The organism is Campylobacter concisus, from assembly GCF_902460675.1.
Taxonomy (GTDB): Bacteria; Campylobacterota; Campylobacteria; order Campylobacterales; family Campylobacteraceae; genus Campylobacter_A; species Campylobacter_A concisus_AJ.
This window is the reverse complement of the sequence record NZ_CABPUQ010000001.1, coordinates 1261779-1287849: the sequence shown is the minus strand read 5'-3', so window position 1 is coordinate 1287849 and position 26071 is coordinate 1261779. Positions and strand designations below refer to the sequence as shown.

Here is a 26071-nt window from a genome sequence, read left to right as displayed (position 1 = left end):
AATTTCTAATATAAAAAGTTTTTGTTATTTAGTATAAGTAGCAGGATTTTTGCAGTTAAAACGAAAATTTAGCCAGGTATCTGGCTAAATTTAATCAAAATACTCTCTTTTCTAGTCCAAATTCTACGCCAGCTTTTGCTAGCTCAAATGTCGCATCTATAAATTTATACTCGCTGCTGATAAATGGTAAAAACATCGGTATCTCGGTGCAGCCTGCGATATAAACGTCAGCTTCAATGTTTGAAAGCACTTCGTAAAACACTGGCACATACTCTTCTAGCTTGCCAGCTTTGACGCCTTTGTAGATGCACTCCATGATGACATCTTGCGTCTCTTTGCTAAAATCCACGCTCTTTAGCCCGCGCTCTTTTAAAATTTGATCATAAACGCCAGCCTTTTTTGTGCCACTTGTTGCGATGACAGCGATATTTTTAGCGTGTGGATATTTCTTTTGCAAGGCATCTACTGTAACTTTTGCAATGTGCAAAATTTTTACTCCAGCCTCTTTTTCTATGCTTGGAGCAAAGTAGTGAGCTGTGTTACAAGCCATTAGCATCGCCTCGCAGCCAGCATTTTTTAAAAGTTTAGCACTTTGAATTAGCTTTGGAAGCGGACTTTCTCCCTCGCCCATGATAAATTTTGTCCTATCTTCTATCTGCGCGTATGAGTCGATAACAATGTGTAGGTGCTCTTGATCGCAAGTTGCTGGGGTTATATCGATGATCTTCTTGTATAAATCAGCCGTGGCAAGTGGTCCCATGCCGCCTATGATGCCTAATGTCTTCATAACTCCTCCAAATTAAAATTTTCAATAATTATAATATTAGTTTCTATATTTAAAAATAAAATTTCTAAATTTTCATTTGGTATTGTAAAAATAGGGGATAAGCACTTTAAGTTTTGAAGTAAATTTTATGATAAAAAGGGGCGATTTGCCCCTTAAAAATTCTATTATGAGTGGAAGTGAAATTCGTCTGGATGATCTAGTGCGTATCTAAATTTCTCCATATCGACCTTTTTATCCCAGATAGATACGATCATGCAGCCAACGGCATTGCCGCAAAGGTTACCAACAGCACGCATCTCTGACATAAATTTATCAACGCCAAGTAGCACAGCCACGGTGACGACTGGTATGCCAGTGCTTGGAAGTGCGCTTAGTGTGCCAGCAAGGACGACAAAGCCAGATCCTGTAACGCCAACCGCGCCTTTACTTGTGATCATTAGCACGATTAGTATGCTTATTAGGTGCTCAAAACTTAGCGGGATATTAAACGCTTGAGCTAAGAAGATAACGCTTAAGCTTAGATAGATGTTGGTGCAGTCAAGGTTAAACGAGTAGCCAGTCGGGATGATAAGGCCTACTGCGCCTCTATTTATGCCAGCTGCTTCTAGCTTTTGCATAAGTGGTGCAAGAGCTGTCTCGCTCGAGCTTGTAGCAAAAACTACCAAGACCTCTTTTGAGATAAAGCGCATAAATTTAAAGACATTGACCTTGGCAAAGTAGCAAATGACGCCAAGCACGACAAAGATGAAAAAGCAGCTTGCAAGTGCCATAACAACAAGAAGCTCCATCATACCAAGAAGCGTTCCGATGCCAAATTTACCGATCAAGTAAGCCATCGCTGAAAAGGCAGCCACTGGGCTAAATAGCATAAGCCAAGTAAGTAGCTTTAAGACGTAGTGCTGGATAAATTCAAGCGGTTTTAGACAAGCTTGCTTTTTATCATGCGCTAGCAACGAAAGCACGATGGCAACGACTATCGCCATGAAAAGCACTTGAAGTGTGTTTGACTTTATAAATGGATCAAGTATGTGCACGTAAGGGAAGATGTCATCTACTGGCACAGCACCTCTTAAAAGATGAAGTGTATGTGCTAAAAAGCCGCTATTTGCGTCCATATTTCCAGCTTGAGATGTAAATTTAGCAACACTTGAGGCGTCAAGCTGAGTGTAGTCAAGGTTCATGCCGTGTCCTGGACGAAGCGTCTCGCCAAAGATGATACCAACAGCAAGAGCAAGCGTGCTAACTATCTCAAAGTAGATAAACGCCTTAAGTCCGATGGTGCCAAGATCTTTTAAGCTCTCAAGTCCGACGATGCCTGAGACGATCGTTAAAAAGATGATAGGACCGATTAAAATTTTAAGGGCTTTTATAAAATAATCAATACCTGGCTTGCTCGCTATGCCAAGCTCAGGTGCGACCATACCGACGATAACACCGCCAACTATACCTATCACAACCCAAATGGCGAGATTGGTAAATAGTCTCACAAAGAGACTTTTTTGCGATTTTGCACTCTCCATAAATTCCCCTTTTATAGGCTCTCTTTGATCTCTGCTGAGAGGATCTTGTCGCCTTGTCTGATAGCATCAAGTACTTTTAAGCTCTCGTCATCAACGCACTTTCCAAAGACTGTATGCACGCCGTCAAGATGAGGTTGCTTGCTGTGGCAGATGAAAAACTGCGATCCGCCAGTGTCACGACCTGCGTGAGCCATGCTAAGGCTGCCACGCTCGTGTTTTACCTTTTGGTTGTCGCATTCGCATTTTATTCTCCAACCAGGACCGCCTGTGCCTGTGCCATTTGGGCAGCCGCCTTGGATGACGAAATTTGGTATAACTCTGTGGAAATTTAGGCCATTATAAAAGCCTGTTTTTATCAAATGGACAAAATTTGCAACAGCTTGCGGTGCATCCTCGGCAAAAAGCTCAAGTTTTATATCGCCTTTTTCTGTCTTTAAAACCGCAAATTTATCTTTTTTTAGTTCGTCTAAATTTATATCATAAACTTTTAACTCATCAAAACGCATGTTGCTCCTTTTTACTCGATATTTGTATAAACTGCTTGGACGTCATCGTCGTCTTCTAGCTTGTCAAGAAGCCTCTCAACCTCAAGCATTTGCTCTTCATCTAGGCTCACGGTTTGATTTGGCAAGTACTGAAGTGAAGCTTTTTTAACTACTAAATTTAGCTTCTCTATGCCTTCATGAAGTGTGCCAAAATTTGCGTAATCGCCATAAACAAATAGCGCGTTTTCATCTTCTTCAATGTCACTTAGTCCATAATCAATCAGATCAAGCTCGATCTCTTCGATATCTGCGTTTGGTTTTTCAAGCTCAAAAACGCTCTTTCTTGTAAACATAAAGCTAAGGCTGCCACTTGGCAAAATTTCTCCGCCATTTTTGCTAAATATCGCTTTTACATTTGCAACTGTCCTTGTTGGGTTGTCAGTAGCGCACTCGACGATGATTTGCACGCCGTGAGCTGCTTTGCCGTCATAAAAGATAGTCTTGATATCTGCGCTATCTTTGCCATTTGCTCTTTTTATAGCCGCATCGATGTTATCTTTTGGCATATTTTCAGCTTTTGCTGCTGCGATGGCTGCACGAAGTTTTGGGTTCATATCTGGATCACATCCGCCATCTTTTGCCGCTACTGTTATAGCCTTTGCAAGTTTTGGAAATACCTTGCTCATCTTATCCCATCTAGCTTCTTTTGCTGCTCTTCGGTACTCAAATGCTCGTCCCATAAATATCCTTAAATAAATTTTTTACGGATTATAACTAAAAAAATTTTATACTTTTTTAAAACATTTTTAGTTTGCCTGTTAAAGTGCATAATTTGCAAATTTGAAAATAATATTTGGTAAAAATTTAAGCTAGAGGCATATAATCATACTCATGATAAAAAATGCTCAAAAACAAGATGCAAAAATCTGCATAAAACTACTAAATTTAGCGATGGAGGATATCGCCTACAAGCTAAGTGGCTACGACGATCCAGTAAAAAGCGATGAAATTTTGGAGAAATTTTTTATAAGCGAGATAAACAGACTTAGCTATAAAAATGTCTATGTTTATAAGCGTGACGAGCAGATCATCGCTGCGATGTGTGCATACTTTGGTGGCGACGCGTGGCAGTTTGATAGAGAAATTTCTCAGCATCTAAAGGCGCTTGGCAAAGATGCCCATGTAGAAAAAGAGTGCTTTGATGATGAGTTTTATATAGATAGCATCGCTGTGGATGAGAAATTTAGAGGCCAAGGGCTTGCAAAAGAGCTTATCTTGCACTCATTTGCCAAAGCAAAAGAGCTAGGACATAAAAAGGTCTCGCTTATAGTTGATGTAAATAAGCCAAAAGTTCGTAAATTTTACGAGAGCCTTGGCTTTAAATTTAACACCAAAAAGATCATAAATTTACACGAATACGACCACATGATAAAGGAGATAATATGAAAACATTTGAGGTAAATAACGTGCATTGCCAAAACTGCGCAAATACTATAAAAAACGCACTTGAAGATGACTTTGGTGAGATAAAAGTCGATCTTAGCAAAGAGCCAAGGCAAGTAAGCCTTGATATAAAAGATGGCGATGTAGAGAAATTTAAATCAGAAATGGCTGATCTGGGATTTGACGTTATAAAGGAGCTTTGATATGCCTTTAAAAGTCAAGCTAAATATAGCGGGAATGAGCTGCGTAAATTGCTCAAACGCTATCGAGAAAGTTTCTAAAAAGATAGATGGGGTGCTTGAAGCAAATGTAAATTTTGCAAATGCAAGCGGTGAGTTTGTCCTAAAAGACGCTAGCGTGCGTGAAGTTTTAGAGCAAAAGATAAAGAAGCTTGGCTACTTTGTGGCGACAAATATTGATGAATTTGAAGCCAAAAGAGACGAGCATATAACCTCGATAAGAAATAAATTTATATTTGCATTTATCACAAGCATCGTGATAATGGCGCTTGAGATGTTCGCGCCTCATAACTTGCTAGTAAATTTACTCATGCTAGTTTTAGCGTTTTTGGTGCTAGCTTTTGGTGGCAAAGACTTCTTTGCTCACGCCATAGAGGCTGTTAAAAACAAAAACTACGATATGAACGTACTTGTAGCTCTTGGAAGCGGTAGTGCATTTTTATACTCGCTTTTTGTTGTGATCTTTTCAAATTTCATCCCAGATGATCTAAAAAATGTCTATATCTCGGGCGCAGCGATGATAATAGCCTTTGTTTTGCTAGGTAAGTATCTTGAAGAGCGCTCAAAGGCAAAAGCTGGCGACTACCTAAAGACGCTACTTAAAATTTCACCAAAGACCGCCTTTTTGGTCATGCCAGATGGACAGAGCAAAGAGGTAAGTGTAAATGAGCTAAAAGTAGGCGACATCGTCATCGTAAAAAATGGCTACAACATCCCAAGTGATGGCGTGATAGTTCAAGGTGGCGCTGAGATAGATGCTTCTATGCTTACAGGAGAGAGCTTGCCAGTTTATAAAGAGGTGGGAGATAGCGTATTTGCCGGCACTCTAAACACAAATGGCTATATAAGCGTCAAGGTGACAAAGAGTTCTTTTGAAAGCTTGCTATCTCAAATTTTAAGCTTATTAAGCGACGCTAGCTCTAAAAAGATGCCTATCGGACGGCTGGCTGACAAGATAGCAAACATCTTTGTGCCAAGCGTCGTGGCGATCTCAGTTCTTACATTTTTTATATGGATAATTTTTAGTGGAAATTTCGCCTATGCGATCTCTAGCGCGATCTGCGTGCTTATCATCTCATGCCCATGCGCACTAGGACTTGCCACACCAATAGCAATCGTAAGCTCTCTTGCTCGCGGCGCAAAAGCTGGGATTTTGGTGAAAAATCCAGAGGTTTTGGAGCTTATAAAAGATGCTAAATTTGTAGCATTTGACAAAACTGGCACGCTAAGTAAGGGACTAATTAGCGTCAAAAGTTCAAATTTGAGCGAAAAAGAGCTAGAGCTAGTGGCATCTGCTGAAAATTTAAGCGAGCATCCGATCTCAAAAGCGATCGTAAGATACGCAAAACAAAATTACATAAATTTACAAAAGCTAAATGGCAAATTTCAAAACGTAGTTGGTCAAGGCATCGTCTATGAAGACGAGAGTAACAAGATAATAATAGGCAACGAAAAGCTGCTCGCAGCAAACGATATCTTGCTAAATGAAGCAGATAGTGAAGCGATAAAAGAGGCTGCAAATGATGGAAGCGGCGTCATACTTTGTGCGCTAAATCAAAAATTTAGCGGCTTTTTAACGTTAAGTGATGAGCTAAAAAATGAAGCAAATGACGTTATAAAAGAGCTTTCAAGGCTAAATTTACAAAGCGTGATCCTCTCAGGTGATGATAAAAAAGTAGTGGCAAATATCGCTAGCAAGCTAAATGTGAGCGAATATTATGCAAATATGCTGCCTGAGGATAAATTTAACAAAGTAAAAGAGCTCATGAGCCGAGGTGGCGTGATCTTTGTAGGGGACGGCATAAACGACTCGCCATCACTTAAAGAAGCAAGTGTTGGCATCGCTATGAACTCAGGCTCAGACATCGCTAAAGGAGCTGGCGATATCGTGCTTGTAAAAAACGATCTGCGTGGCGTAAGTGGGCTTGTAAAGCTTGCAAATGCGACTATTGCTAACATAAAAGAGAATTTGTTTTGGGCATTTATGTATAACGCCATTTGCATACCAGTGGCTGCTGGCGTGCTCTATCCAGTATTTGGACTGCTTCTAAGCCCAGTTTATGGCTCTATGGCGATGTGCTTAAGCTCGGTCACTGTTGTGCTAAATGCGCTTAGACTTAGATATTTGAAGCTTAAGGATTAAATTTGAGACTTGGAGAGCTTTACAGCGTCGTAGCAGCTGCACTTGCTACAAATTTTAATGGCATCTTGGGTGTCTCATCTTTTATGCGTATCAAAAAGACAAGTGCGTGGATAACGCAGACAAAGAGTGATGCGAACGTAAAAGGAAATGAGTTTTACGCTAAATTTATCAAAGATGAGAGCAGTGCGGCTCTGTGTGATGATTTTGTCATTTTAAAGGCAAAATTTAAAGCAAGCTACTATTTTTCAAGTGCAAAAGATGATTTGGCACAATTTTATAAGGCAATAAATTTTGAACCAAAAATGGGCGTGGTTGATAGCATCTCAAATCAGCTCATTTTGATAGCAAATATATTAAAAAAAGAGGCGACAAAAGAGTCTATGCAGCTTCTTGCTGCTTTTAGCCTCTCTTTTTTCTTGCCATATGCCGAGCAACTTGCAAAAGAGCTTGAACAAAATGCTAACAGTAACTTCTATAAGTCAATGGGATACTTTTTAGAGGATTTTTGTTTGGTTTTAAAAATTATTATCGGTAAGGCTTAGTCTTAAGCCTGTACCATTTCTGTCATCTGAGTTTTAATACTTAAAATGTTATTCTGAATGCTTGATTGTTCTAAATTTAGATGATGAAGCATCTGCATAGAATCACGATCTTTCAGGTGCTGGATGCTTGAAATTTGATCAGCTATATCGCTTCTTTGATCTTGTAATTTTTCTAAATTTTTTTGTAACTCTGTGACATCTTCTTTTCTAATAATTGTAGGTTTTTGTCTAACTTCTTCTCTTTGTTCGACATGCACATCATTACTTCTAACGATATCTTTTGTACCATAGCCAGAAGATACTAATATGCTGGTTTTAGCGCTACTTGATGATATAGATGTGTAGCCATTATGATAGAAAACATTTGAGTTCATATTTGCATCTATTTGCATATCGTCCTTCCTTTCTTGGTTTATTTATTCATTTAAAACTATATCGGCATAAAATCAAAAAACTTGAAATAGTTTTTAAAAAGTTGCAGTGAGAATTATATTTTAATAACCTTAAAATTAAATTATATTTATAACTATTATGATACTCTAGCATAATTTTTATATTACATTTCTATTTTTAGATCAAAAATTTATTTGATAAAACACTCTTAAAAAGCCTAGTTAAGCACCTTTTTGTTAAAATCACACAAAACTAATCAAAGGCAAAGCTATGAAAAAAGACGAAAATGCACATAAAAAGATGTGGGAGGGCAGATTTAGCGAGGCTAGCTCGAAGTTGCTTGAGGAATTTAACGCTTCTATAAATTTTGATAAAAATCTTTTTGAAGAGGATATCGCTGGCAGTAAGGCGCATGCTAAAATGCTTGGAATTTGTGAAATTTTGAAAAAAGATGAGTCAGAGGCGATCATAAAAGGGCTTGATGAGGTTTTATTTGAGATAAGAGCTGGTAAATTTGCTTTTAAGATAGAGGACGAGGATATCCATATGGCCGTTGAAAAGCGACTTAGTGAGATCATCGGCGCCGAGCTTGGTGGCAGGCTGCACACAGCTAGAAGTAGAAATGACCAAGTCGCACTTGATTTTAAATTTTATGTTTTGAAGAAAAATTTAGAAATTTCATCTCTCATCAAAGAGCTCATCACCACGCTTACAAATTTAGCCAAAAACCACAAAGATACGCTAATGCCAGGCTACACGCACCTTCAGCATGCTCAGCCAGTAAGCCTTAGCTACCATTTGCTAGCATACGCGTTTATGTTTAAAAGGGATTTTGAGCGATTTGTTAGCTCGTATGAGCGAAACAACCTAAGTCCGCTTGGCTCAGTAGCCCTTGCAGGCACGCCGCACAAGATAGATAGGAGCATCGTTGCAAGCGAGCTTGGCTTTGCAGGCTGCACGCAAAATGCGATGGATAGCGTGAGTGACCGCGACTTTGCGCTGGAGATTTTATTTAACATTAGCGTTTTTATGACGCACGCTTCTAGACTTTGCGAGGAGCTCATACTTTGGAGCTCGCAAGAATTTGGCTTTGTAAGCATTAGCGACGCTTATAGTACAGGCAGCTCCATCATGCCTCAAAAGAAAAACCCAGACGTCGCTGAGCTTATACGCGGTAAAACTGGGCGTGTAAATGGAAATTTAGTAGCACTGCTAACTACTATGAAAGGCTTGCCACTTGCTTACAATAAAGATATGCAAGAAGATAAAGAGGGTGTTTTTGATAGCGTTGCGACCATTTTAAGCTCGGTTACTATCCTAAATGAGATGATAAAAACGGCTAAATTTAATGAAAAAAATATGCTAAAAGCGACAAAAATAGGGCATCTAAGTGCAACTGATCTGGCAGACTATCTAGTGCGTGAGAAAAATATCCCATTTAGAACGGCGCACTTTATCACCGGAAAAGCTGTGGCAAAGGCTGAAAGCTTGGGGCTTGATCTAAGCGAGCTAAACAAAGAGCAGCTAAAAAGTGTCGATGAAAATTTAGATGAAAATGCCATTAAATTTCTAGATCTTCACGCTTCAAAAGAGGCCCGCACTTCAAAAGGCGGCACGTCAAATAAAAGTGTAGATGAGCAGATAGAAATTTTAGAGACTTGGTTGGAAAATCGAGGAGAAATCAAATGATTGTCGGAATTTTATTAAAGAATTACAAGATATACAATGGAATTAGATATATACCTGTTACCGCCAATCATAATTTTATAGCTTATATTGGCGACAACGGTGTAGGAAAAAGCTCAATTTTGGAAGCCCTCGACACATATTTTAATGGCAGAGAGTGGAACTACCATAAAGGAGTTAGTCTTTCTGGACCAGGTAGGCCTTACATAGTTATTTTAAACTTGCTTGAAAAAAATAAAGTTAGATTATTAACAAAGGGTGATGGTGAAACTCTGCAAAGTATAGAAAAGATTAGTGAATACTTTTACAACATTGATGATTCAAAGCTACCAAAGGGCATACATGAAGATGTTATCGACTTTATTAAAAATGATTTAAAAATTATTGCTAATAAATACAAAGAAACCCATTTCTTTGTTGTTTCTGGAATAGGCTATGATAAAGGTGAAAAATCATATTTTGGATCATTTGATGGCTTAATTGCAAATGCATTTAACTTAGACTATAGTAGTCAAGAAAACGACAATGAAGAGGATAATGAAGATAGTAAAAACAGAGAGTTAAGAAAAAAATTTGAGAAACTAAACAGCATAATTAAAAGTTACTATTCGTATATTTATATGCCTGTTGAAGCCGGGATAGAAGAGTTTACAAAACTCGAGACTGATAATATGCAAAAACTAATTGGAACAGATATTAGTGCTAAAATAACAAACATTATCGAAGAGAAAAATCTAAAGCGTATCAACAAAGATTTGAATAACTTTGTTGATATTTTGGAGAAAAAACTTTTAAATCTTTATGCCTACAAGAGCCCGTCAAATAGAACCAATATTACTATGAAAGAATTAATAGATAAGGTTATAGAGTTATTTTTTTCAATTAGAATATTACACAAAATAATAGATGGCGATAAAATAAAAGCAGACAGATTAAGTTCAGGAGAAAAAAGGCAGTCACTTATAGATGTTGCAACAGCTTTATTAGATAGTCAAGCTATAGACGATAAAGAAATTATACTTGCCGTAGATGAACCAGAGTCGTCTTTAAATTTATCTAAAAATTTTTCTCAATTTGAAAAATTAATAAGGATTTCTCAAAGTAAGGCACAAGTTATAATTACTACACATTGGTATGGATTCTTGCCAGTTGCAATGAATGCAAATGCTCACTTTCTTTCTAAAAAAACTATGAATGAAAATATTAGATTTAACTTTAATACATTTGATTTGTATAACTATAGAGAGGAATTAAAACAGATCAACAAGCAAAACCATGCTCAAATGCCTGATGATGTTCAGCTTAAAAGTGTTTATGACTTGGTCCAATCAATTGTTTCATCAGTAAGGCTCGATGAACCATATAATTGGCTAATTTGCGAAGGCAGCTCTGATAAAATTTATTTTGACTTCTATTTTAAAGATTTAGTAGAAAGGAATAATTTAAGAATATTGCCAGTCGGTGGAGCTTCTGAAGTTATAAAAATTTATAAATACTTAATGTTACCAATGGAAGAAAAAAATAATATAAAGGGGAAAATCTATTGTTTAATAGATAGCGACGGCAAGAGTGAGCAACTCATTTGTGATGACAAATATAAAAACAATATGGTTGCAAAAAGAATTTTAAATAAAAGTAATGATCAAAAAACGTCTTTGGTTGATGTAAGTAGCAATGATTATGAAATGAAAACGGAAATAGAGGACTGTTTGGATGGTATTGTTTTTATTGAAACATTAAAAAAATATACCGAAGACAAAGATATCGCTGCTATACTTGAAGATGTAAAAAATTTTAAAAACGAAAAGTTTCTTAATTCGCACTTTTGTTTTAATCTAAGAGATGATGACAGAAAAATACTAAAAGATTTTTTTGATCAAAAAAGCGGATATAGAAAAATAGAATTTGCTAAAAAATATGTTGAAATAGCTCAAAATAGTAGTGTTAAAAGTTTGGATTGGATTGATGAAATCAAAAAGTGGTTTAAAGAGAAAAAAATATAAAAAATTTGAAATTTACAACCATATAGTAGAATTTTAATTATAATTACGCATAATTTACAAATTTTAAAGGATGAAAAATGTTTTTTGACAGCAAAAATAAAGAGCTTGGCAGTAAAAATGAAGCTTTAGAAAGAGAAAATGAAGCTTTAAAGGCTGAAATTTTAGCACTTAAAAATGAGCTAAAAAATGCCAAAACTTGCGAGCCAAAAGATCAAGCTAAGGATAAGCAAGAGGCTGTAAATTTGCTGCTTACTAGCTATCAAGATGGTATGAATTTCTTGCAATCAACCATCGAAGAAAATCTAAAAATGCTTGAAAATATAAACCATTTAAATGAAAAAACCTTCAAAGAAACAGGCGAGCTCAAGTCTCAAACGGCTGAAATTTTAAGCTCGATCGAGCAAGTGAGCCAGATGAGCGGCGATCTCTCAAACGATGCCTCTTCGCTTGATGGAAGCGTAAATTCTATCGTTGAGATCATAAATCTCATAAAAGACATCTCAGATCAGACAAATTTGCTAGCGCTAAATGCTGCTATCGAGGCGGCTCGTGCAGGCGAACATGGACGTGGCTTTGCAGTTGTTGCAGATGAGGTTAGAAAGCTTGCAGAGCGCACGCAAAAGGCGACACTTGAGGTTGAAGTAAATATAAATGGCCTTAAACAAAGTGCGAACACAATGATCGAAATGAGTGAGAATTTCTCTAAAATTTCAGCAAATGCGATGCAAATTTTAGGTGGCTTTGAGGGCAACATCTCAAGCGTAAATGCCAACACGCAAAACATCCTAAATCAAGCGTTAAACGTAACAAACGAGGTCAATGTCAGTAACGGCAAGATAGATCACATCAATATGAAGCTAAATGGCTACCGAGGCGTCTTGCTTGGCGAGATAAATAAAATTCAAGACGTGCATGAGTGTAGATTTGGCAAGTGGTATGAAAAAGATGTGAAAAATACCATCATAAAAGATCCAAGAACCCTCTCAAGCATAGCTGCGCACCACGAAAATGTCCATCACGGACTAGATAAGGCTATGGCGATTTTTGCTGATAAAGATAAGGGACATTTAGCAGGTGTCGAGATACTAAAAGATGTTGAGCACTCAAGTAAAGCAGGCTTTGAAGAGCTACTTGAAGCGGTAAAAGCTGCTAGGAAGTAAATTTATTTAAATTTAGATGTTTGAAGTAAAAATTTAAAGAATTTAGACTCAAAAAGAGTCTAAATTTGGATTAAAATGTGCTTTGTGGATCAGCTACGCCTTCGCTCCAGCCAAGCTTTGCACCAGCAAGTAGGTGAAAGTGTAGGTGCATGACCTCTTGACCGCCGTTTTCACCGCAGTTTGTTATGAGACGGTATCCGCTCTTATCAACGCCCATTAAGCTCGCCACTTCTTGGATAAATTTAGTCATCTCACCCATCAAAACTGGGTCCATCTCTTGGAAGTTTTTGTAGTGTTTTTTAGGGATGATGAGGATGTGGATTGGCGCTTTTGGGTTGATGTCGTTGAAAGCTAGAAATTTCTCGCTTTCAAGCACTTTGTTGCAAGGAATTTCACCAGCAACGATCTTTTCAAATATGGTCATTTTAGCTCCTTTGAAAGTTTGAGAAATTATATCAAAGTGTGCTTAAATTTCGCGCTTTTTATCTTGATTTTAACTCTTTTTCTATAAAATCGATGCAAAAATTCATAAAGGTAAAAAATTGCAAGATTTCATTAACAAAATCAAAAATGAAATTTCAACTCTTGATGATCTGGAGAAGGTCAGGGTAGAAATTTTTGGCAAAAAGGGTATCTTGGCGCAAGGCTTTGCAAAGCTAAAAGAGCTTGACGAGGACGAGAAAAAGGAATTTGCAGCAAATTTAAACAAGCAAAGAGATGAGCTAAGCGCGCTTATAGAAGCTAAAAAGGCCGAGCTTAGCGAGCAAGAAATAGATAGTAAGATGAAAAAAGAGGCCGCTGATATCACGCTCTTTAACGAGCCTGTTGCTAGTGGGGCGCTGCACCCAGTGATGGCCACGATGGATAAGATAATTGAGTACTTTTTAGCTCTAAATTTCTCGCTTGAGACTGGGCCGCTTATAGAAGATGATTTTCACAACTTTGAGGCGCTAAATTTACCAAAATACCACCCAGCAAGGGATATGCAAGATACATTTTACCTAGATGATTTTAGACTTTTAAGGACGCATACGAGCCCAGTTCAGGTGCGAACTATGTTAAATCAAAAGCCGCCTATTCGCATGATAGCGCCAGGTACGGTCTTTAGACGAGATATGGACTTAACGCATACACCGATGTTTCACCAGGTAGAAGGTCTTGTGGTGGAGGATGCTGAGAAAGTTAGCTTTGCAAATTTAAAATCAATGCTAGAGGGCTTTTTAAAGCACATATTTGGCGACGTTGAAGTGCGTTTTCGTCCTAGCTTCTTTCCATTTACGGAGCCTAGCGCAGAGGTTGATATTAGTTGTATATTCTGCCACGGCAAGGGCTGCAGGGTGTGCAAGCAGACTACTTGGCTTGAGGTGCTTGGATGCGGCGTCGTGGATCCAAATGTATTTAAGGCAGTTGGCTATAAAAATGTAAGTGGATATGCCTTTGGCCTTGGGGTTGAGAGATTTGCGATGTTGCTTCATAGAGTGCCTGATCTAAGGTCACTTTTTGAGGGAGATTTAAGATTGTTGGAGCAGTTTAAATGATAATTTCAAAGCATTGGTTAAACGAGTGGATCGATCTTAGCGAGGTTAGCGGCGAGACACTTTCAAAGACATTAAATTCAATCGGTTTAGAAGTTGATAGCTATAAAGAGATAAATTTACCAAAGAGCATCGTAGTTGGCTACGTAAAAAGTAGAGAAAAGCACCCAGACGCCGATAAGCTAAGCGTTTGTCAGGTTGATGTTGGCAGCGAAACGCTTCAGATCGTGTGTGGGGCTAAAAACGTCGAGGCTGGTCAGTTTGTGCCAGTCGCGCTCATTGGCACGACGATGCCAAATGGTCTTGAGATCAAAAAGGCAAAGCTAAGAGGCATCGAGTCATGCGGTATGATCTGCTCTTCAACTGAGCTAGGACTACCTAAGACAAATGACGGCATTTTGCCACTTGATGAGAGTATCGGCAAGCTAAAACTTGGCACAAGCCTTGGCGAATTTGAAGCTTTTAAAGATGTGATCATCGAGGTTGATGTCACAGCAAACAGGGGCGACTGCCAAAATTTACACGGCATCGCAAGAGAAATTTGCACCGCACTTGATCTAAATATGAAAGATAGTCACGAAAATGAAGATAGCGAAAATTTACTAGGCATCGGCAGGATCGCATCTGTGCGAACCGAAGATAAGGTAAATGGCTCGTTTTTGTATAAAGCATTTGAGCTAAAAAATGCATTAAGTGAAAATTTATTAACTCGCTTGAGGCTAGCTTTAATTGATTGTCAAAAGACAAATTTAGTAGAAAGACTGCTTGAATACGCGACATTTTGCACGGGCGTCTTGTTTAGAGCTTATGATCACGCTAAGCTTGTGGGCGAGGGCGAAAAAGCAGTTTTTGACATCAAAAATGGCGAAAATGGCGAGTGCGTGGTCTTTTGTGAGGATAAAAATTTAGGCGTTGCTGGAATTTACCAAAGCGATGAGGCTAGGGTCGATGAGGGCTCAAAGGTGATCTTGGTAGAGGCTAGCTACGTAAAACCAGATGTTGTCTCAAAAGCCATTTTTGAAAATAAAAATTTACCAAAAGGCGATCAGGTTTATCGCTCAAGCCGTGGTAGCGAGCCAAATTTAGCTTACGGGGCGGACTATCTTTTTAAAAGGCTAGCTGGCTTTAAAGATAGTCTAAGCCTTTTTGCTGGCTCACAACAATCACTTCTAAACACCGAGCCTATCACGCTTAGCATCTCACTTGGTGAGCTTAAAAATATGATCGGTCAAGAGGTTGCTAGAAACGATGTCGTTAAAATTTTAAAGAAACTTGGCTTTGAGATCGCGGTAAATGTTGAGCAAGAGAGCTTTAACGTAAAAGTGCCGTTATTTCGCCATGATATCGTAAATTCTCATGATATCTGCGAGGAGATCGTAAGGATAATAGGCATCGACAATATAGCCTCAACGCCGCTAAATTTCTCTGAGAAAAATAGGCTAAATAAGACATATTTTGACTATAAAAATGCTTTAAATTTAAGGCGCCGTGCAGCTGATAATGGCTTTTTTGAAAGCGTGCACTACGTATTTGACAGCCTTGATGAGCTAAGTGAGCTAAATTTCAAGCCTTGCAAGATCAAGATACTAAATCCTATAAACAACGAGCTAAACACGCTTAGACCAGCACTTGTTAATCACCTTCTAAGCTCGAGCGAGAAAAATATCAAAAACTCAAAGCGCTCAGTTAGGCTTTTTGAGCTTGGCGAAGTCTTTGACGAAAATGCAAATCAAGGTTTAAATTTAGGATTTGTCGTATCAGGGCTTTTAAAAGAGCCAACGCTGATAAACGGCGCAAAGGGCGAAGAGGCAAATTTCTACGCATTTGCGGCAATGGTGCAAAATGTCATAGGCAAATTTGAGCTAAAACCTTGCCGAGAGATCTCATATCTTAGCCCATACGAGCAGGCACACATCTATCAAAATGGCGAAAAGATCGGCTATATCGGCAGAGTCGATGCGAGAGTAGAGGCAAAAAGAGATCTACCAAAAACTTATGTTTGCGAGATAGACTTTGCGAAGCTTAAATTTGAGCCAATCCTTGCAGTGCCATACTCTAAATTTCAAAGCACAACAAGAGATCTTAGTCTCATCGTGCCTGAAAATTTCGAGGCTGGACGAATTTATGAGTGCATAAGAGGGCTAAATTTAAAAGAGCTAAAAGAGTTCTTGCCGGTTGATATCTATAAAGATGCAAAACTAAACGGCGCGATCAGCCTTAGCCTTAAATTTACATTCCAAGATATGGAAAAAACGCTTGAAGATGACGATATAAACGCGCTTATGGATAAAATTTTAAGCGAGCTAAAAGAGAAGCTAAATATCGGTATAAGATGAGAATTTATCCACTAGAAAAAAGTCTAAATTTAACTATCGACGACATCGCAGCTGATAAGTCTATCTCGCATAGATGCGCGATATTTTCGCTTTTAAGCGACAAACCATCTCGTGTTAGAAACTATCTAAGAGCAGGGGACACGCTAAATACCTTAAAAATAGTTGGGCTTTTGGGCGCAAAGGTAGAGGATAACGGCGCTGAGATAGTGATCACTCCACCACAAAAGATAAAAGAGCCAAATGAAATTTTAGAGTGTGGAAACTCGGGCACGGCTATGAGGCTTTTTATGGGATTACTAGCCGCACAGAAGGGCTTTTTCGTGCTAAGTGGCGATAAATACTTAAATTCTCGCCCGATGGCAAGGATAGCAAAGCCTCTAAATGAGATGGGTGCAAAGATAGATGGCGCAAACAACGCAAACAACGCTCCTCTTTGTATAAGAGGGACTAAATTTGAAAGATTTAGTTTTGAGAGCAAGATCGCTTCAGCTCAGGTAAAAAGCGCGCTTTTGCTAGCGGCTCTTTACTCAAATGGCTGCAAATTTAGCGAGCCAGAGCTAAGCAGAGATCACACTGAGCGCATGCTTATAGGCATGGGAGCTAATATAAAGCGTGACGAGCTAGAGATCACTCTAGAGCCGATGAGATCACCGTTTTCACCACTTGATATAGATGTGCCAAATGACCCAAGCTCGGCATTTTTCTTCGCGGTCGCAGCTCTAATCATCCCAAATTCGCATATCATTTTAAAAAATATCTTGCTAAATAAAACTCGCATCGAAGCTTACAGAGTTTTAGAAAAAATGGGCGCTGAGATAAAATTTCACAAAACCTCAAGCAAATACGAAGATATCGGCGATATTGAGGTTAGATACTCGCCAAATTTAAAAGGTGTAGAGGTTAGCGAAAATATCTCGTGGCTCATCGATGAAGCCCCAGCTTTAGCCATCGCATTTGCCTGCGCTAAGGGTCAAAGCAAGCTAACAAATGCAAAAGAGCTTCGCGTAAAAGAGAGCGACAGGATAGCTGTCACTATAAATGCGCTAAAGCAGTGCAGTGTCGATGCTAGTGAGCTAGAAGATGGCTTTATCATAAATGGCTCTGAGGCTAAATTTGCCACGATAGATAGCCACGGAGATCACAGGATTGCCATGAGCTTTGCCATACTTGGGCTAAAATGTGGCATGCAGATAGAAAAGAGCGAATTTATCGCCACTTCGTTTCCAAATTTTGCTGAAATTTTAAAGAAAATGGGAGCTAGAGTTGAAGATTGAGCTTGCTAGTAGTTATGGATTTTGCTTTGGTGTAAAAAGGGCGATAAAGATAGCTGAAAATGCTGGAGATGCCGCAACTATCGGTCCGCTCATCCACAATAACGAAGAGATAAATAGGCTTGAGAAAAACTACAATGTAAAGACGCTTGAGGGCATAGATGAGCTAAAAGATGAGAAAAAGGCGATCATCCGCACTCATGGCATCACTAAAAACGACCTTGCAGAGCTAAAAAAGACTGATATAAAAGTGATCGACGCAACTTGCCCGTTTGTGACAAAGCCACAACAAATTTGCGAAAAAATGAGCGAAGAGGGCTATGATGTGGTGATCTTTGGCGACATGCATCACCCAGAGGTAAAAGGGGTGAAGTCGTATGCCAAGGGCAATGTCTATGTCGTACTTGAAGAGAGCGAGCTAGAGGGCGTTAAATTTAAGCAAAAGGTCGCGCTCGTTAGCCAAACTACTAGAAAAGTTGAGAAATTTATGCAGATCGCAAACTATCTCATGCTTCATGTAAAAGAGCTGCGCGTTTTTAACACGATCTGCAACGCGACATTTGAAAATCAAGAGGCTGCTAAAAATTTAGCAAAAAGAGCTGACGTGATGATAATAATCGGCGGAAAAAACAGCTCAAACACAAAACAACTCTACCTAATATCTAAAAATTTCTGCGAAGATAGCTACCTAATAGAAAGCGAAGAAGAGCTTGAGAGATCATGGTTTGATGGCAAAAATTTGTGTGGTATAAGTGCGGGGGCTAGCACACCTGACTGGATCATACAAAAAGTCGTCGATAGAATCAAAAAAGTATAAAATTTATCCTAGCTAAAGCCACAATTAACTATAATAAGCCAATTTGCCTCTACTGGCATAATAAAATTTAAAGGATCAAGATGGCTGTGAACAAAAGTGTTCAATTAGGAAAAGCAAAAGACGAAGATATCGAAGATATCGATTTTGCTGCGATGTTAGAGGAGTCTTTTAAAAAGACTGAAGAAGATAGTGACGCAAAGATCGTCAGTATCAATGGTGATGAGGTTTTAATCGACGTTGGCAAGAAGTCAGAAGGCATTTTAAATGTTTCTGAGATCACTGACGCAAACGGCAACCTGACGCATAAAGTTGGCGATACGATCAAAGTTGTAATAACTGGATCAAGAAATGGAAGACCTATAGTGTCGCACAAAAAAGCACTTAGAAAAGAGAAAGTTAAAGCTTTCATTGAAGCTTACGATCCTGAAAATTCTGGCGAAATCGACGTAAAAGTAGTTGGAAAAAATAAAGGTGGTTTTATCACTCAAGACGCAAATGGCGTAGAATTTTTCTTACCAAGAACGCACAGTGGATTTAAAAATGCTGAGGGCGTAGTTGGAAAATCATACAAAGTAAGAGTTATAAAAGTCGATAAAGAAGAGAATAGCATCGTTGTCTCAAGAAAGAAAATTTTAGATGACGACCGCAAAAAACGCAAAGAAGCCCTATCAAATATAGTAGAAAACGATAGCGTTATAGAGGGCACAGTTAAAAAGATCACAACTTATGGTATGTTTGTTGATGTTGGCGGTGTAGACGGACTTGTGCATTACAGCGAGATAAGCTACAAAGGCCCAGTAAATCCTAGCTCGCTATACAAAGAAGGCGATAAAGTTTTAGTTAAAGTTATCAGCTATGACAACGAAAAACGCCATCTATCTCTATCTATCAAGGCAGCTACTCCAGATCCTTGGGAAGAGATCATAAGCGACGGCCTAGAAGTTGGCGACACTATAAAAGTAACAGTTAGCAACATCGAGCCTTATGGCGCATTTGTCGATCTTGGAAATGATATTGAAGGATTTTTACACATATCTGAAATTTCATGGGATAAAAATATCAAAAATCCAAAAGATCACATCAGTGAAGGCCAAGAGATCGATGTTGAGGTTATCGAAATAGACGCAAAAGGACACCGCTTAAGAGTGAGCCTTAAAAATTTACTTCCAAAGCCATTTGATGAATTTAAAGCTAAATTTAAAGAGGGTGACGTAGTAAAAGGCGTTGTGACAACCATCACAAATTTTGGTGCTTTTGTTAGAGTAGGCTGCGTTGAGGGCTTGCTACACAATGAAGACGCTTCTTGGGATAGAAACGACAAATGCAAAGATATGTTCAAAGCTGGCGACGAGCTAGAAGTGAAGATCATCAAAATAGACAGCGCTGAGCAAAAAATTTCTCTAAGCCTAAAAGATCTAAAACAAAGCCCAGTTTAAGCATTTGCTAATAAATTTAGTGTAGGCGACATTGTAAAAGGAACGATCCGTGACATTAAAGAGTTTGGCGTATTTGTTGAGCTTGGCGATAACGTCGATGCGCTAATCCGCAAAGAAGATCTAGGTAGCGTAGATGCTAGCACATTAAAGATCGGCGATGAGATCGAGGCTGCTATCGCATTTATCGATGAGAAGAAAAATAGAATTCGCCTAAGCATACGCCGTTTAGCAAAACAAAAAGAGCGTGAAGTGTTAAATGAGATCAACGACAACGATGACAAAGTAACACTTGGCGACATTATAAAAGAACAATTACGCTAGTATAAATGGGCAGACGCACGCTTTTATCAGTAGTTGTTCTGCTCTTTGTGATATTAGGTTTGGTTGGAGTTTATCTTGTTAAATTTGCAAGTGTAAATTTCAGCCAGACCCCTGAAAACAATATAACAAACGAGCAAAATATAACCAAAAATACAGCCGGCAGTGAAAACTGGATCAACGAGCTGGCAACTATTAAGAAAAAAGATTACGTATTGCCTGTAAACGAAATTTTTATAGAATACAACCGACCTAAGATAGAAAAGCCAAAGATCACAGCATATGAACTTATGATAGATAAAAACGACATCTATTCTATGTTTTGTTTGATGCAGACTTTGCGAAGTAGCGAGGTTGATTTCACTGTTGTAAAGGACGGCGCCAAAAGCCAGATCTTTTTAAATACTCAAGACTCAAAGTTGCTTCAAAATATAATACTGCAGCTAAGAGTTTACGACATCCACTCAAGTGTAAGAGAGGTAAAATTATGAAAACTATCATTGTTTGCGATGCGATACACCCAGTAGGTTTTGAGCTTTTAAAAAAAGAGCAAGATATAAATATAATAGACGCAGTTAATATTCCAAAAGACGAGCTTTTAAAAATTTTAGGCGAGGCTGATGTGGCGATCACTAGAAGCTCGACCGAGGTAAATGAGGCGTTTTTAGAAGCTGGTAAAAAACTAAAAGCTATCGTTAGAGCTGGTGTTGGCGTGGATAATGTTGATATAGATGGCTGCTCAAGAAGAGGCATCATCGCTATGAATGTCCCGACTGCAAATACTATCGCAGCAGTTGAGCTAACTATGGCTCACATGCTAGCAGCTGCAAGATCACTTGAATACGCTCACAACGATCTAAAGCTAGATAGAATTTGGAAGCGTGAGAAGTGGTATGGGGTTGAGCTGTTTAAGAAAAAACTAGGCGTGATCGGCTTTGGCAACATCGGCTCAAGAGTAGCAGCTCGTGCTAAAGCTTTTGGCATGGATATCATTGCCTACGACCCATATATAGATCCATCTAAGGTCATCGATATGGGCGGCACTTATACTAAAAATTTTGACGATATCTTGGCGTGCGACTTTATCACGATCCACACTCCAAAGACCAAAGAGACAACCGATATGATCGGCGCTAAAGAGATAGCAAAGATGAAAGATGGCGTAAGACTTATAAACTGCGCTAGGGGCGGCCTTTATAACGAAGAGGCGCTTTATGAGGGGTTAAAAAGCGGCAAGGTAGCTTTTGCTGGTATCGACGTTTTTACAAAAGAGCCAGCAACAAGTCATCCGCTTCTTGATCTAAATAATGTAAGCGTCACGCCACATCTTGGAGCAAATACCCTTGAGTCGCAGCGCAACATTGCAGTAGAGGCAGTTGAGCAAGCTATCTTGGCAGCACGTGGTATAAGCTATCCAAACGCTTTAAATTTACCTATAAAAACAGAAGATCTACCGCCGTTTGTTGAGCCTTATATTGATCTTACAAGCAAGATGGCATTTCTTGCAGCTCAGATAAACAAAAGTGCCATCAAAGCTATCCGTATAGAGACTCACGGGCAGATTGGCGAATATGCAAATTCAATGCTAACATTTGCCATAGTTGGTGCTTTAAAAGAGAGTCTTGGCGACGCGATAAACTATGTAAATGCTAAATTTTTATGCGACGAAAAAGGCATAACTACTGAAACTAGCACAGGTGGAGATAGTATCTTTAAAAATAAGATCACGGTTCGTCTTACTACTGAAAATGGCATCGTAAGCGTTGGTGGCACGGTCTTTGGTGAAAATCAACAGCGCATCGTAACCGTAAATGGCTTTAAGACTGACTTTAAACCAAAAGGTAAGATGATTATCTTCAAAAATCACGACGTACCGGGCGTTATCGCTCAGATCAGTAAAATTTTGGCTGACGAGAAGATAAACATTGCAGACTTCCGTCTTGGCAGAGATGAGCACGGCATGGCGCTTGCGGTCATCTTGGTCGATGAACATATAAAAATAGAAACGCTAGAGAGATTAAACGCACTTGAAGCTTGTGTTTGGGCTCAATACGCAGTTATATAAACAAATTTGAAAGGATAAAAAATGGCTTCATATTCAATGGGCGATCTAAAAAAGGGACTAAAGATCGAGATCGATGGCGTTCCTTATAAAATCGTAGAATATCAACACGTTAAACCGGGCAAGGGTGCAGCTTTTGTTCGTGCAAAGATCAAATCTTTTGTCGATGGAAAGGTTCTTGAAAAGACTTTTCACGCAGGTGACAAGTGTGAGCAACCGCATCTTGAAGAGAAAGAGATGCAGTATCTCTATGACGACGGCGAGTTCTGCCAGTTTATGGACACGACTACTTACGAGCAAGTTGCGATCAGCGATGAGGATGTGGGTGATGTTAAAAAGTGGATGATCGATGGCATGATGGTTGAAATTTTATTTCACAACGGCAATGCGATCGGCGTTGAAGTGCCACAAGTAGTCGAGCTAAAGATAGTTGAGACTCCACCAAATTTCAAGGGCGATACACAAGGTGGCAAAAAGCCAGCTACTCTTGAGAGTGGCGCGGTAGTTCAGATACCATTTCACGTACTAGAAGGCGAGGTCATCCGCGTTGATACAGTTCGTGGTGAGTACATCGAGCGCGCAAATAAATAACCACGTATTTGGCACGTTAAATTTATGAAAGAGAAATTTGACGAGCTTGTAGCTTTGCTAAAGCCGCTATTTAAGGATAATGGCTTTAGCAAGAGCGCTTTAAATTTCTACAAAAATACTCCAAATTTTACCTGCGTTGTAAATTTTCAAAAAAGTAGCTGGAATGACTCAGAGTACACGAGATTTTATATAAATTGTGGCATTTATGGCTCATTTATAGAGGCTACCCTTGGTAAAGAAGCACTTAGCAAGCCAAAAGAGTATGAGTGTCATTTTAGAGCTAGAGCGCATGAAATTTCAAAGACAGCCTTGGCGCACTACGAGCTAGAGCTAGATAGTGACGTGGAAGAAATTTATGAAAATTTAGCAAACGACCTTGGCTTTGTTTTTAAATTTTTGGGGCAAAATAGCTCGGAGGAAAATTTAATAGAGCTAATGCTCGAACAAAATGGTCTTGCAACGATAAATCAACTCTACGAATATCTTTTGATAAAAGATAAAAGTGAAATTTTGATCTCACATGCCAAGATGCTTTACGCAAAGCACGGCAGCGAGGCAAGATGGGAGAAATTTCAAAATCAGATAAACGAGCTACTTAGAAAATATAAACAAGATGAGATAAATTTTAAAGAGTAAATTTGATGGAAGAACGAGGCAGTTGCCTGCCCCGCTAGTTAGCATTAAGCCGACTTTTCTTTGAGATATTTGTTTATAAGAGTTGTGATCTCTTCGCCGTGTGGGAACCTTGACTCATCGTTTCCGATGCGATCTTTTTTAGAAAAGATAACGTTTCCATCAACCTCGACGATGAAATTTCCACCGTCTCCTACAACCAACTCGACTCTTGCATCACTAAAGTTCGCTTTTATTTCATCTTCTACACGAGAAGCTACCGGACGATAGTTTCAAGAGTTGCAGTAAATAATTTTTACTTGCATGCTCTGTCCTTTCTTGTGAAATAAGCTTTGATTATATAAAATTTATCCTAACAAACAGATAACACGAGAAAGGACGATTTTATGAAAAAGGTAGCCGTAATCCTAGCTGATGGTTTTGAGGAGATCGAGGCACTAACCTCCGTCGATGTTTTGCGTAGAGCTGGAGCTATAGCATCTATCGCTAGCTTGAAGGACGTGCAGATCAGGGGTGCTCACAACATAAGCGTAAAAGCTGATGTCACACTTCGTGAGGTGGAGGAGCTAGGCTATGATGCGATCGTGCTTCCAGGAGGTCTGCCTGGTGCAGAAAATCTCGCAAATGACACCAAACTAAGAGAAATTTTGCAAGAATTTGACAAAAAAGGTAAGCTAATTTGTGCCATTTGTGCCGCTCCTATGGTGCTTGAGCGAGCTCGTGTGCTTAAAGAGCATTTTGTCTGCTATCCTGGCTTTGAAGAAAATGTAAGAAGCGACAAAAGAGGCTACGTGAGCGATAAAAACGTGCTAAAAGATCAAAACATCATCACTGGCAAGGGACCAGCTTTTTCTATGGAATTTGCGCTTTTTATAGTGAAAAATTTGCTTGGCGAAGAGGCTTACCATAAAGTAAAAAATGATTTACTTTATAAATAGTTTATAAAAAAATTGTAATTTTTTATTTAATTATTCTACTTAAACTTAAGGATAAATTTTGTTTAGTGATAGATATTATAATGCCGTATTGTTGCGATTTGTTGCATTTAAGGATATTTTTTAAAAAATTGTAATATTTTTCTTGGTTTTTACATCTTTTTGACGGAAATAAGCTATTATTTCTCTAATCGATCAGATCGATAATTTTTTTAAGGAATAATCCTGTGAACATTTATGTAGGAAATTTGTCGTATAGAACGACAGAGGCAGAGTTGAAGGAAGCTTTTGCACAATTTGGTGAAGTAAGGCGCGCAAAAATCGTAAAAGATAGAGAGACAGACCGCTCAAAGGGCTTTGGATTTGTTGAAATGGACGACGCGAATGAGGGCCAAAAGGCGATCGACGCACTAAATGAAAAAGAACTTGGCGGACGCACTTTAAGAGTAAATGAGGCTAGACCAAGGGATTAATGACTATTTGCCACCATTTGGTGGCATAGTCTCTCGCATAGCTCCGACACCAAGCGGCTACCTGCACGCTGGCAACGCCTACAACTTCATCTTGACGTATCTTCTGACGCGCTCGCTGGGCGGCGTTTTGCACCTAAGGATTGATGATTATGACCTTGGCAGATACCGGCGCGAATTTGTTCAAAATATCTTTGACGTTTTAGAATTTCTGGGGCTAGATTGCGACAAAGGTGCTAAAAACGTTAGCGACTTTGAGCAAAATTTTAGCTTCAAAACAAGAGCCAAAAGATATGAAAACGCACTTGAAAAGCTAGATGAAATTTACATTTGTGAGTGCACAAGAGCTACCAAAGATGCCTATGAAAACGGCATTTACACTAAAATTTGCAAAGACAAAAAGTTAAAATTTATAAAAGATAAAACCGCTATTAGACTAAGCGTGGATGAAAATGACGAGCTTGGCAGGCAAGTAGCAGCGCAGATGGGCGATTTTGTCATTTATAAAAAGGATTTTACCCCGGCTTACAACTTTGCAAGCGTCATTGACGATGAGGATATGGGGGTAAATTTGGTCGTTAGAGGTGAGGACCTGCTGCCTTGCACGCTAGCTCAAAGATACCTTGCAAAAAGGCTAAATTTTAGTTTTTTAAACGCTAAATTTATCCACCACAAGCTACTTTTAGACGGAGCTAAAAAGCTTTCTAAAAGCTCAAAATCACCGCCAATTGATCTAAGCCAAAATCCTCAAATTTATTACAAAATGCTAGCAAGTGATCTTGGGCTAAATTTAAACTCAGCAGATAAAATTTCAAACCTTCTTTATGAATTTAGGCTTAAAAATATAGCCGAGAGGTTGATGCACTCTAAAATTTGATAAAAATTTAGATATGTAGTGCTAGTGCTATTGTTTGCACTATTTTGCAAATTTTAAAATTTTCATTCACTCGCAAGAATTGACTACTGATTTAGGTCTCGCAAAGCTTGCCACTAAAATCAGAGCCGAAATTACTCGTTCATGAAATTTTAAAATTTGCTGGATTTTAACAAAAACGCATGCAGTGCGTTAGCACTATCGCATGCACCTTGAACGTGCGAGGGGTTTGGGGGATTTAAAAAGGGGGATAAGGGGACGGCTTCGTAATTTAAGTCCCCTTGTCTCCCTTTGATAAATTTATATCGCAGAGTAAATTTTAAAATTCCATTCACTCGCAAGAATTGACTACTAAAATTTGGCTTCGCTTGCAGCTTAGCTCAAATTTTAGA

The 26071-nt window shown here is 38.8% G+C and carries 25 protein-coding genes and 2 pseudogenes; 20 read left to right on the top strand and 7 right to left on the bottom strand.

Annotation, left to right across the window (positions count from 1 at the left end; all coding sequences use genetic code 11):
- Positions 1–94: 94 nt before the first annotated feature.
- The 4 genes from cuyB to F3G88_RS06245 form a co-directional block, all read right to left on the bottom strand.
- Positions 95–787 (bottom strand): cysteate racemase, encoded by a 693-nt coding sequence (cuyB, locus tag F3G88_RS06260; RefSeq protein ID WP_009294309.1) that lies wholly within the window; start codon positions 785–787, stop codon positions 95–97.
- 164 nt (positions 788–951) lie between these two features.
- On the bottom strand, positions 952–2307 hold the full coding sequence (locus F3G88_RS06255) for a cation:dicarboxylate symporter family transporter (RefSeq protein WP_149715661.1): 1356 nt from the start codon (positions 2305–2307) through the stop codon (positions 952–954).
- 11 nt (positions 2308–2318) lie between these two features.
- Positions 2319–2813, bottom strand: a complete 495-nt coding sequence (locus F3G88_RS06250; protein WP_021085768.1) for a peptidylprolyl isomerase — start codon at positions 2811–2813, stop codon at positions 2319–2321.
- Positions 2814–2824: 11 nt separating this feature from the next.
- Complete coding sequence (locus tag F3G88_RS06245; RefSeq protein WP_149715660.1) at positions 2825–3532, bottom strand: YebC/PmpR family DNA-binding transcriptional regulator; 708 nt, start codon at positions 3530–3532, stop codon at positions 2825–2827.
- A 151-nt stretch (positions 3533–3683) separates the two neighbouring features.
- Here F3G88_RS06245 and F3G88_RS06240 point away from each other — a divergent pair, with 151 nt between their 5' ends.
- Genes F3G88_RS06240 through F3G88_RS06225 form a run of 4 tightly spaced genes read left to right on the top strand, consistent with a single transcriptional unit; the run spans position 3684 to position 7159 of the window.
- Positions 3684–4238 (top strand): GNAT family N-acetyltransferase, encoded by a 555-nt coding sequence (locus tag F3G88_RS06240; RefSeq protein WP_149715659.1) that lies wholly within the window; start codon positions 3684–3686, stop codon positions 4236–4238.
- Positions 4235–4438 carry a heavy-metal-associated domain-containing protein gene (locus F3G88_RS06235; protein WP_004317198.1) on the top strand — a complete coding sequence of 68 codons (204 nt, stop codon included), beginning with the start codon at positions 4235–4237 and terminating at the stop codon, positions 4436–4438. Before F3G88_RS06240 ends, F3G88_RS06235 begins: the two co-directional genes overlap by 4 nt.
- Before the next feature lies 1 nt (position 4439).
- Positions 4440–6617, top strand: a complete 2178-nt coding sequence (locus tag F3G88_RS06230) for a heavy metal translocating P-type ATPase (protein ID WP_149715658.1) — start codon at positions 4440–4442, stop codon at positions 6615–6617.
- A gap of 2 nt (positions 6618–6619) precedes the next feature.
- Positions 6620–7159: an oxidoreductase gene (locus F3G88_RS06225; RefSeq protein ID WP_149715657.1), complete on the top strand. Its 540-nt coding sequence runs from the start codon at positions 6620–6622 to the stop codon at positions 7157–7159.
- Positions 7160–7161: 2 nt separating this feature from the next.
- Here the strand turns inward: F3G88_RS06225 and F3G88_RS06220 are convergent, their stop codons facing one another.
- A complete protein-coding gene (locus F3G88_RS06220; protein WP_012001374.1) occupies positions 7162–7551 on the bottom strand; it encodes a hypothetical protein in 390 nt (129 codons plus the stop codon).
- 271 nt (positions 7552–7822) lie between these two features.
- Here F3G88_RS06220 and argH point away from each other — a divergent pair, with 271 nt between their 5' ends.
- From argH to F3G88_RS10750, 4 genes and pseudogenes are all read left to right on the top strand, one after another.
- Entirely contained in the window at positions 7823–9241 is a 1419-nt protein-coding gene (gene argH / locus F3G88_RS06215; RefSeq protein ID WP_149715656.1) for an argininosuccinate lyase, read from the top strand.
- Complete coding sequence (locus F3G88_RS06210) at positions 9238–11241, top strand: AAA family ATPase (protein ID WP_149715655.1); 2004 nt, start codon at positions 9238–9240, stop codon at positions 11239–11241. The genes argH and F3G88_RS06210 overlap by 4 nt, the downstream gene beginning before the upstream one ends.
- Before the next feature lie 488 nt (positions 11242–11729).
- Positions 11730–12038: pseudogene (locus F3G88_RS10755) on the top strand (methyl-accepting chemotaxis protein); the annotation flags it as partial.
- A gap of 54 nt (positions 12039–12092) precedes the next feature.
- Complete coding sequence (locus F3G88_RS10750) at positions 12093–12401, top strand: CZB domain-containing protein (protein WP_375338548.1); 309 nt, start codon at positions 12093–12095, stop codon at positions 12399–12401.
- A gap of 70 nt (positions 12402–12471) precedes the next feature.
- Here the strand turns inward: F3G88_RS10750 and F3G88_RS06200 are convergent, their stop codons facing one another.
- Complete coding sequence (locus tag F3G88_RS06200) at positions 12472–12825, bottom strand: histidine triad nucleotide-binding protein (protein ID WP_004317216.1); 354 nt, start codon at positions 12823–12825, stop codon at positions 12472–12474.
- A gap of 118 nt (positions 12826–12943) precedes the next feature.
- Here F3G88_RS06200 and pheS point away from each other — a divergent pair, with 118 nt between their 5' ends.
- The 9 genes and pseudogenes from pheS (at position 12944) to F3G88_RS06155 (ending at position 23403) form a co-directional block, all read left to right on the top strand.
- A complete protein-coding gene (pheS, locus tag F3G88_RS06195; RefSeq protein WP_149715654.1) occupies positions 12944–13939 on the top strand; it encodes a phenylalanine--tRNA ligase subunit alpha in 996 nt (331 codons plus the stop codon).
- The gene (pheT, locus tag F3G88_RS06190; RefSeq protein ID WP_149715653.1) at positions 13936–16272 is read left to right on the top strand and encodes a phenylalanine--tRNA ligase subunit beta; all 2337 of its coding nucleotides are present in this window, start codon (positions 13936–13938) and stop codon (positions 16270–16272) included. The genes pheS and pheT overlap by 4 nt, the downstream gene beginning before the upstream one ends.
- Complete coding sequence (gene aroA, locus F3G88_RS06185) at positions 16269–17546, top strand: 3-phosphoshikimate 1-carboxyvinyltransferase (protein ID WP_149715652.1); 1278 nt, start codon at positions 16269–16271, stop codon at positions 17544–17546. Before pheT ends, aroA begins: the two co-directional genes overlap by 4 nt.
- Positions 17536–18360: a 4-hydroxy-3-methylbut-2-enyl diphosphate reductase gene (locus F3G88_RS06180; protein WP_009294294.1), complete on the top strand. Its 825-nt coding sequence runs from the start codon at positions 17536–17538 to the stop codon at positions 18358–18360. The genes aroA and F3G88_RS06180 overlap by 11 nt, the downstream gene beginning before the upstream one ends.
- A gap of 80 nt (positions 18361–18440) precedes the next feature.
- A pseudogene (locus F3G88_RS06175) lies at positions 18441–20117 on the top strand (30S ribosomal protein S1).
- 5 nt (positions 20118–20122) lie between these two features.
- Positions 20123–20605 carry a hypothetical protein gene (locus tag F3G88_RS06170; protein ID WP_103573453.1) on the top strand — a complete coding sequence of 161 codons (483 nt, stop codon included), beginning with the start codon at positions 20123–20125 and terminating at the stop codon, positions 20603–20605.
- Positions 20599–22179, top strand: coding sequence for a phosphoglycerate dehydrogenase (gene serA / locus F3G88_RS06165; protein WP_223228766.1), 1581 nt, complete (start codon positions 20599–20601; stop codon positions 22177–22179). Before F3G88_RS06170 ends, serA begins: the two co-directional genes overlap by 7 nt.
- Positions 22180–22200: 21 nt before the next feature.
- A complete protein-coding gene (gene efp / locus F3G88_RS06160) occupies positions 22201–22767 on the top strand; it encodes an elongation factor P (protein WP_004317246.1) in 567 nt (188 codons plus the stop codon).
- A gap of 24 nt (positions 22768–22791) precedes the next feature.
- The gene (locus F3G88_RS06155; RefSeq protein ID WP_149715650.1) at positions 22792–23403 is read left to right on the top strand and encodes a DUF4304 domain-containing protein; all 612 of its coding nucleotides are present in this window, start codon (positions 22792–22794) and stop codon (positions 23401–23403) included.
- Positions 23404–23447: 44 nt separating this feature from the next.
- Here the strand turns inward: F3G88_RS06155 and F3G88_RS06150 are convergent, their stop codons facing one another.
- On the bottom strand, positions 23448–23705 hold the full coding sequence (locus F3G88_RS06150; protein ID WP_257639680.1) for a SelT/SelW/SelH family (seleno)protein: 258 nt from the start codon (positions 23703–23705) through the stop codon (positions 23448–23450).
- Positions 23706–23786: 81 nt separating this feature from the next.
- Between F3G88_RS06150 and F3G88_RS06145 the strand changes: the two genes are divergently transcribed.
- The 3 genes from F3G88_RS06145 to F3G88_RS06135 all read left to right on the top strand — a co-directional run bounded on the left by F3G88_RS06145 (position 23787) and on the right by F3G88_RS06135 (position 25682).
- Positions 23787–24338: a DJ-1 family glyoxalase III gene (locus F3G88_RS06145; RefSeq protein WP_149715649.1), complete on the top strand. Its 552-nt coding sequence runs from the start codon at positions 23787–23789 to the stop codon at positions 24336–24338.
- Between the two features lie 224 nt (positions 24339–24562).
- Positions 24563–24808: an RNA-binding regulator gene (gene rbp, locus F3G88_RS06140; protein WP_009294719.1), complete on the top strand. Its 246-nt coding sequence runs from the start codon at positions 24563–24565 to the stop codon at positions 24806–24808.
- Positions 24786–25682, top strand: coding sequence for a glutamate--tRNA ligase family protein (locus F3G88_RS06135; protein WP_149715648.1), 897 nt, complete (start codon positions 24786–24788; stop codon positions 25680–25682). Before rbp ends, F3G88_RS06135 begins: the two co-directional genes overlap by 23 nt.
- Positions 25683–26071 lie beyond the last annotated feature (389 nt).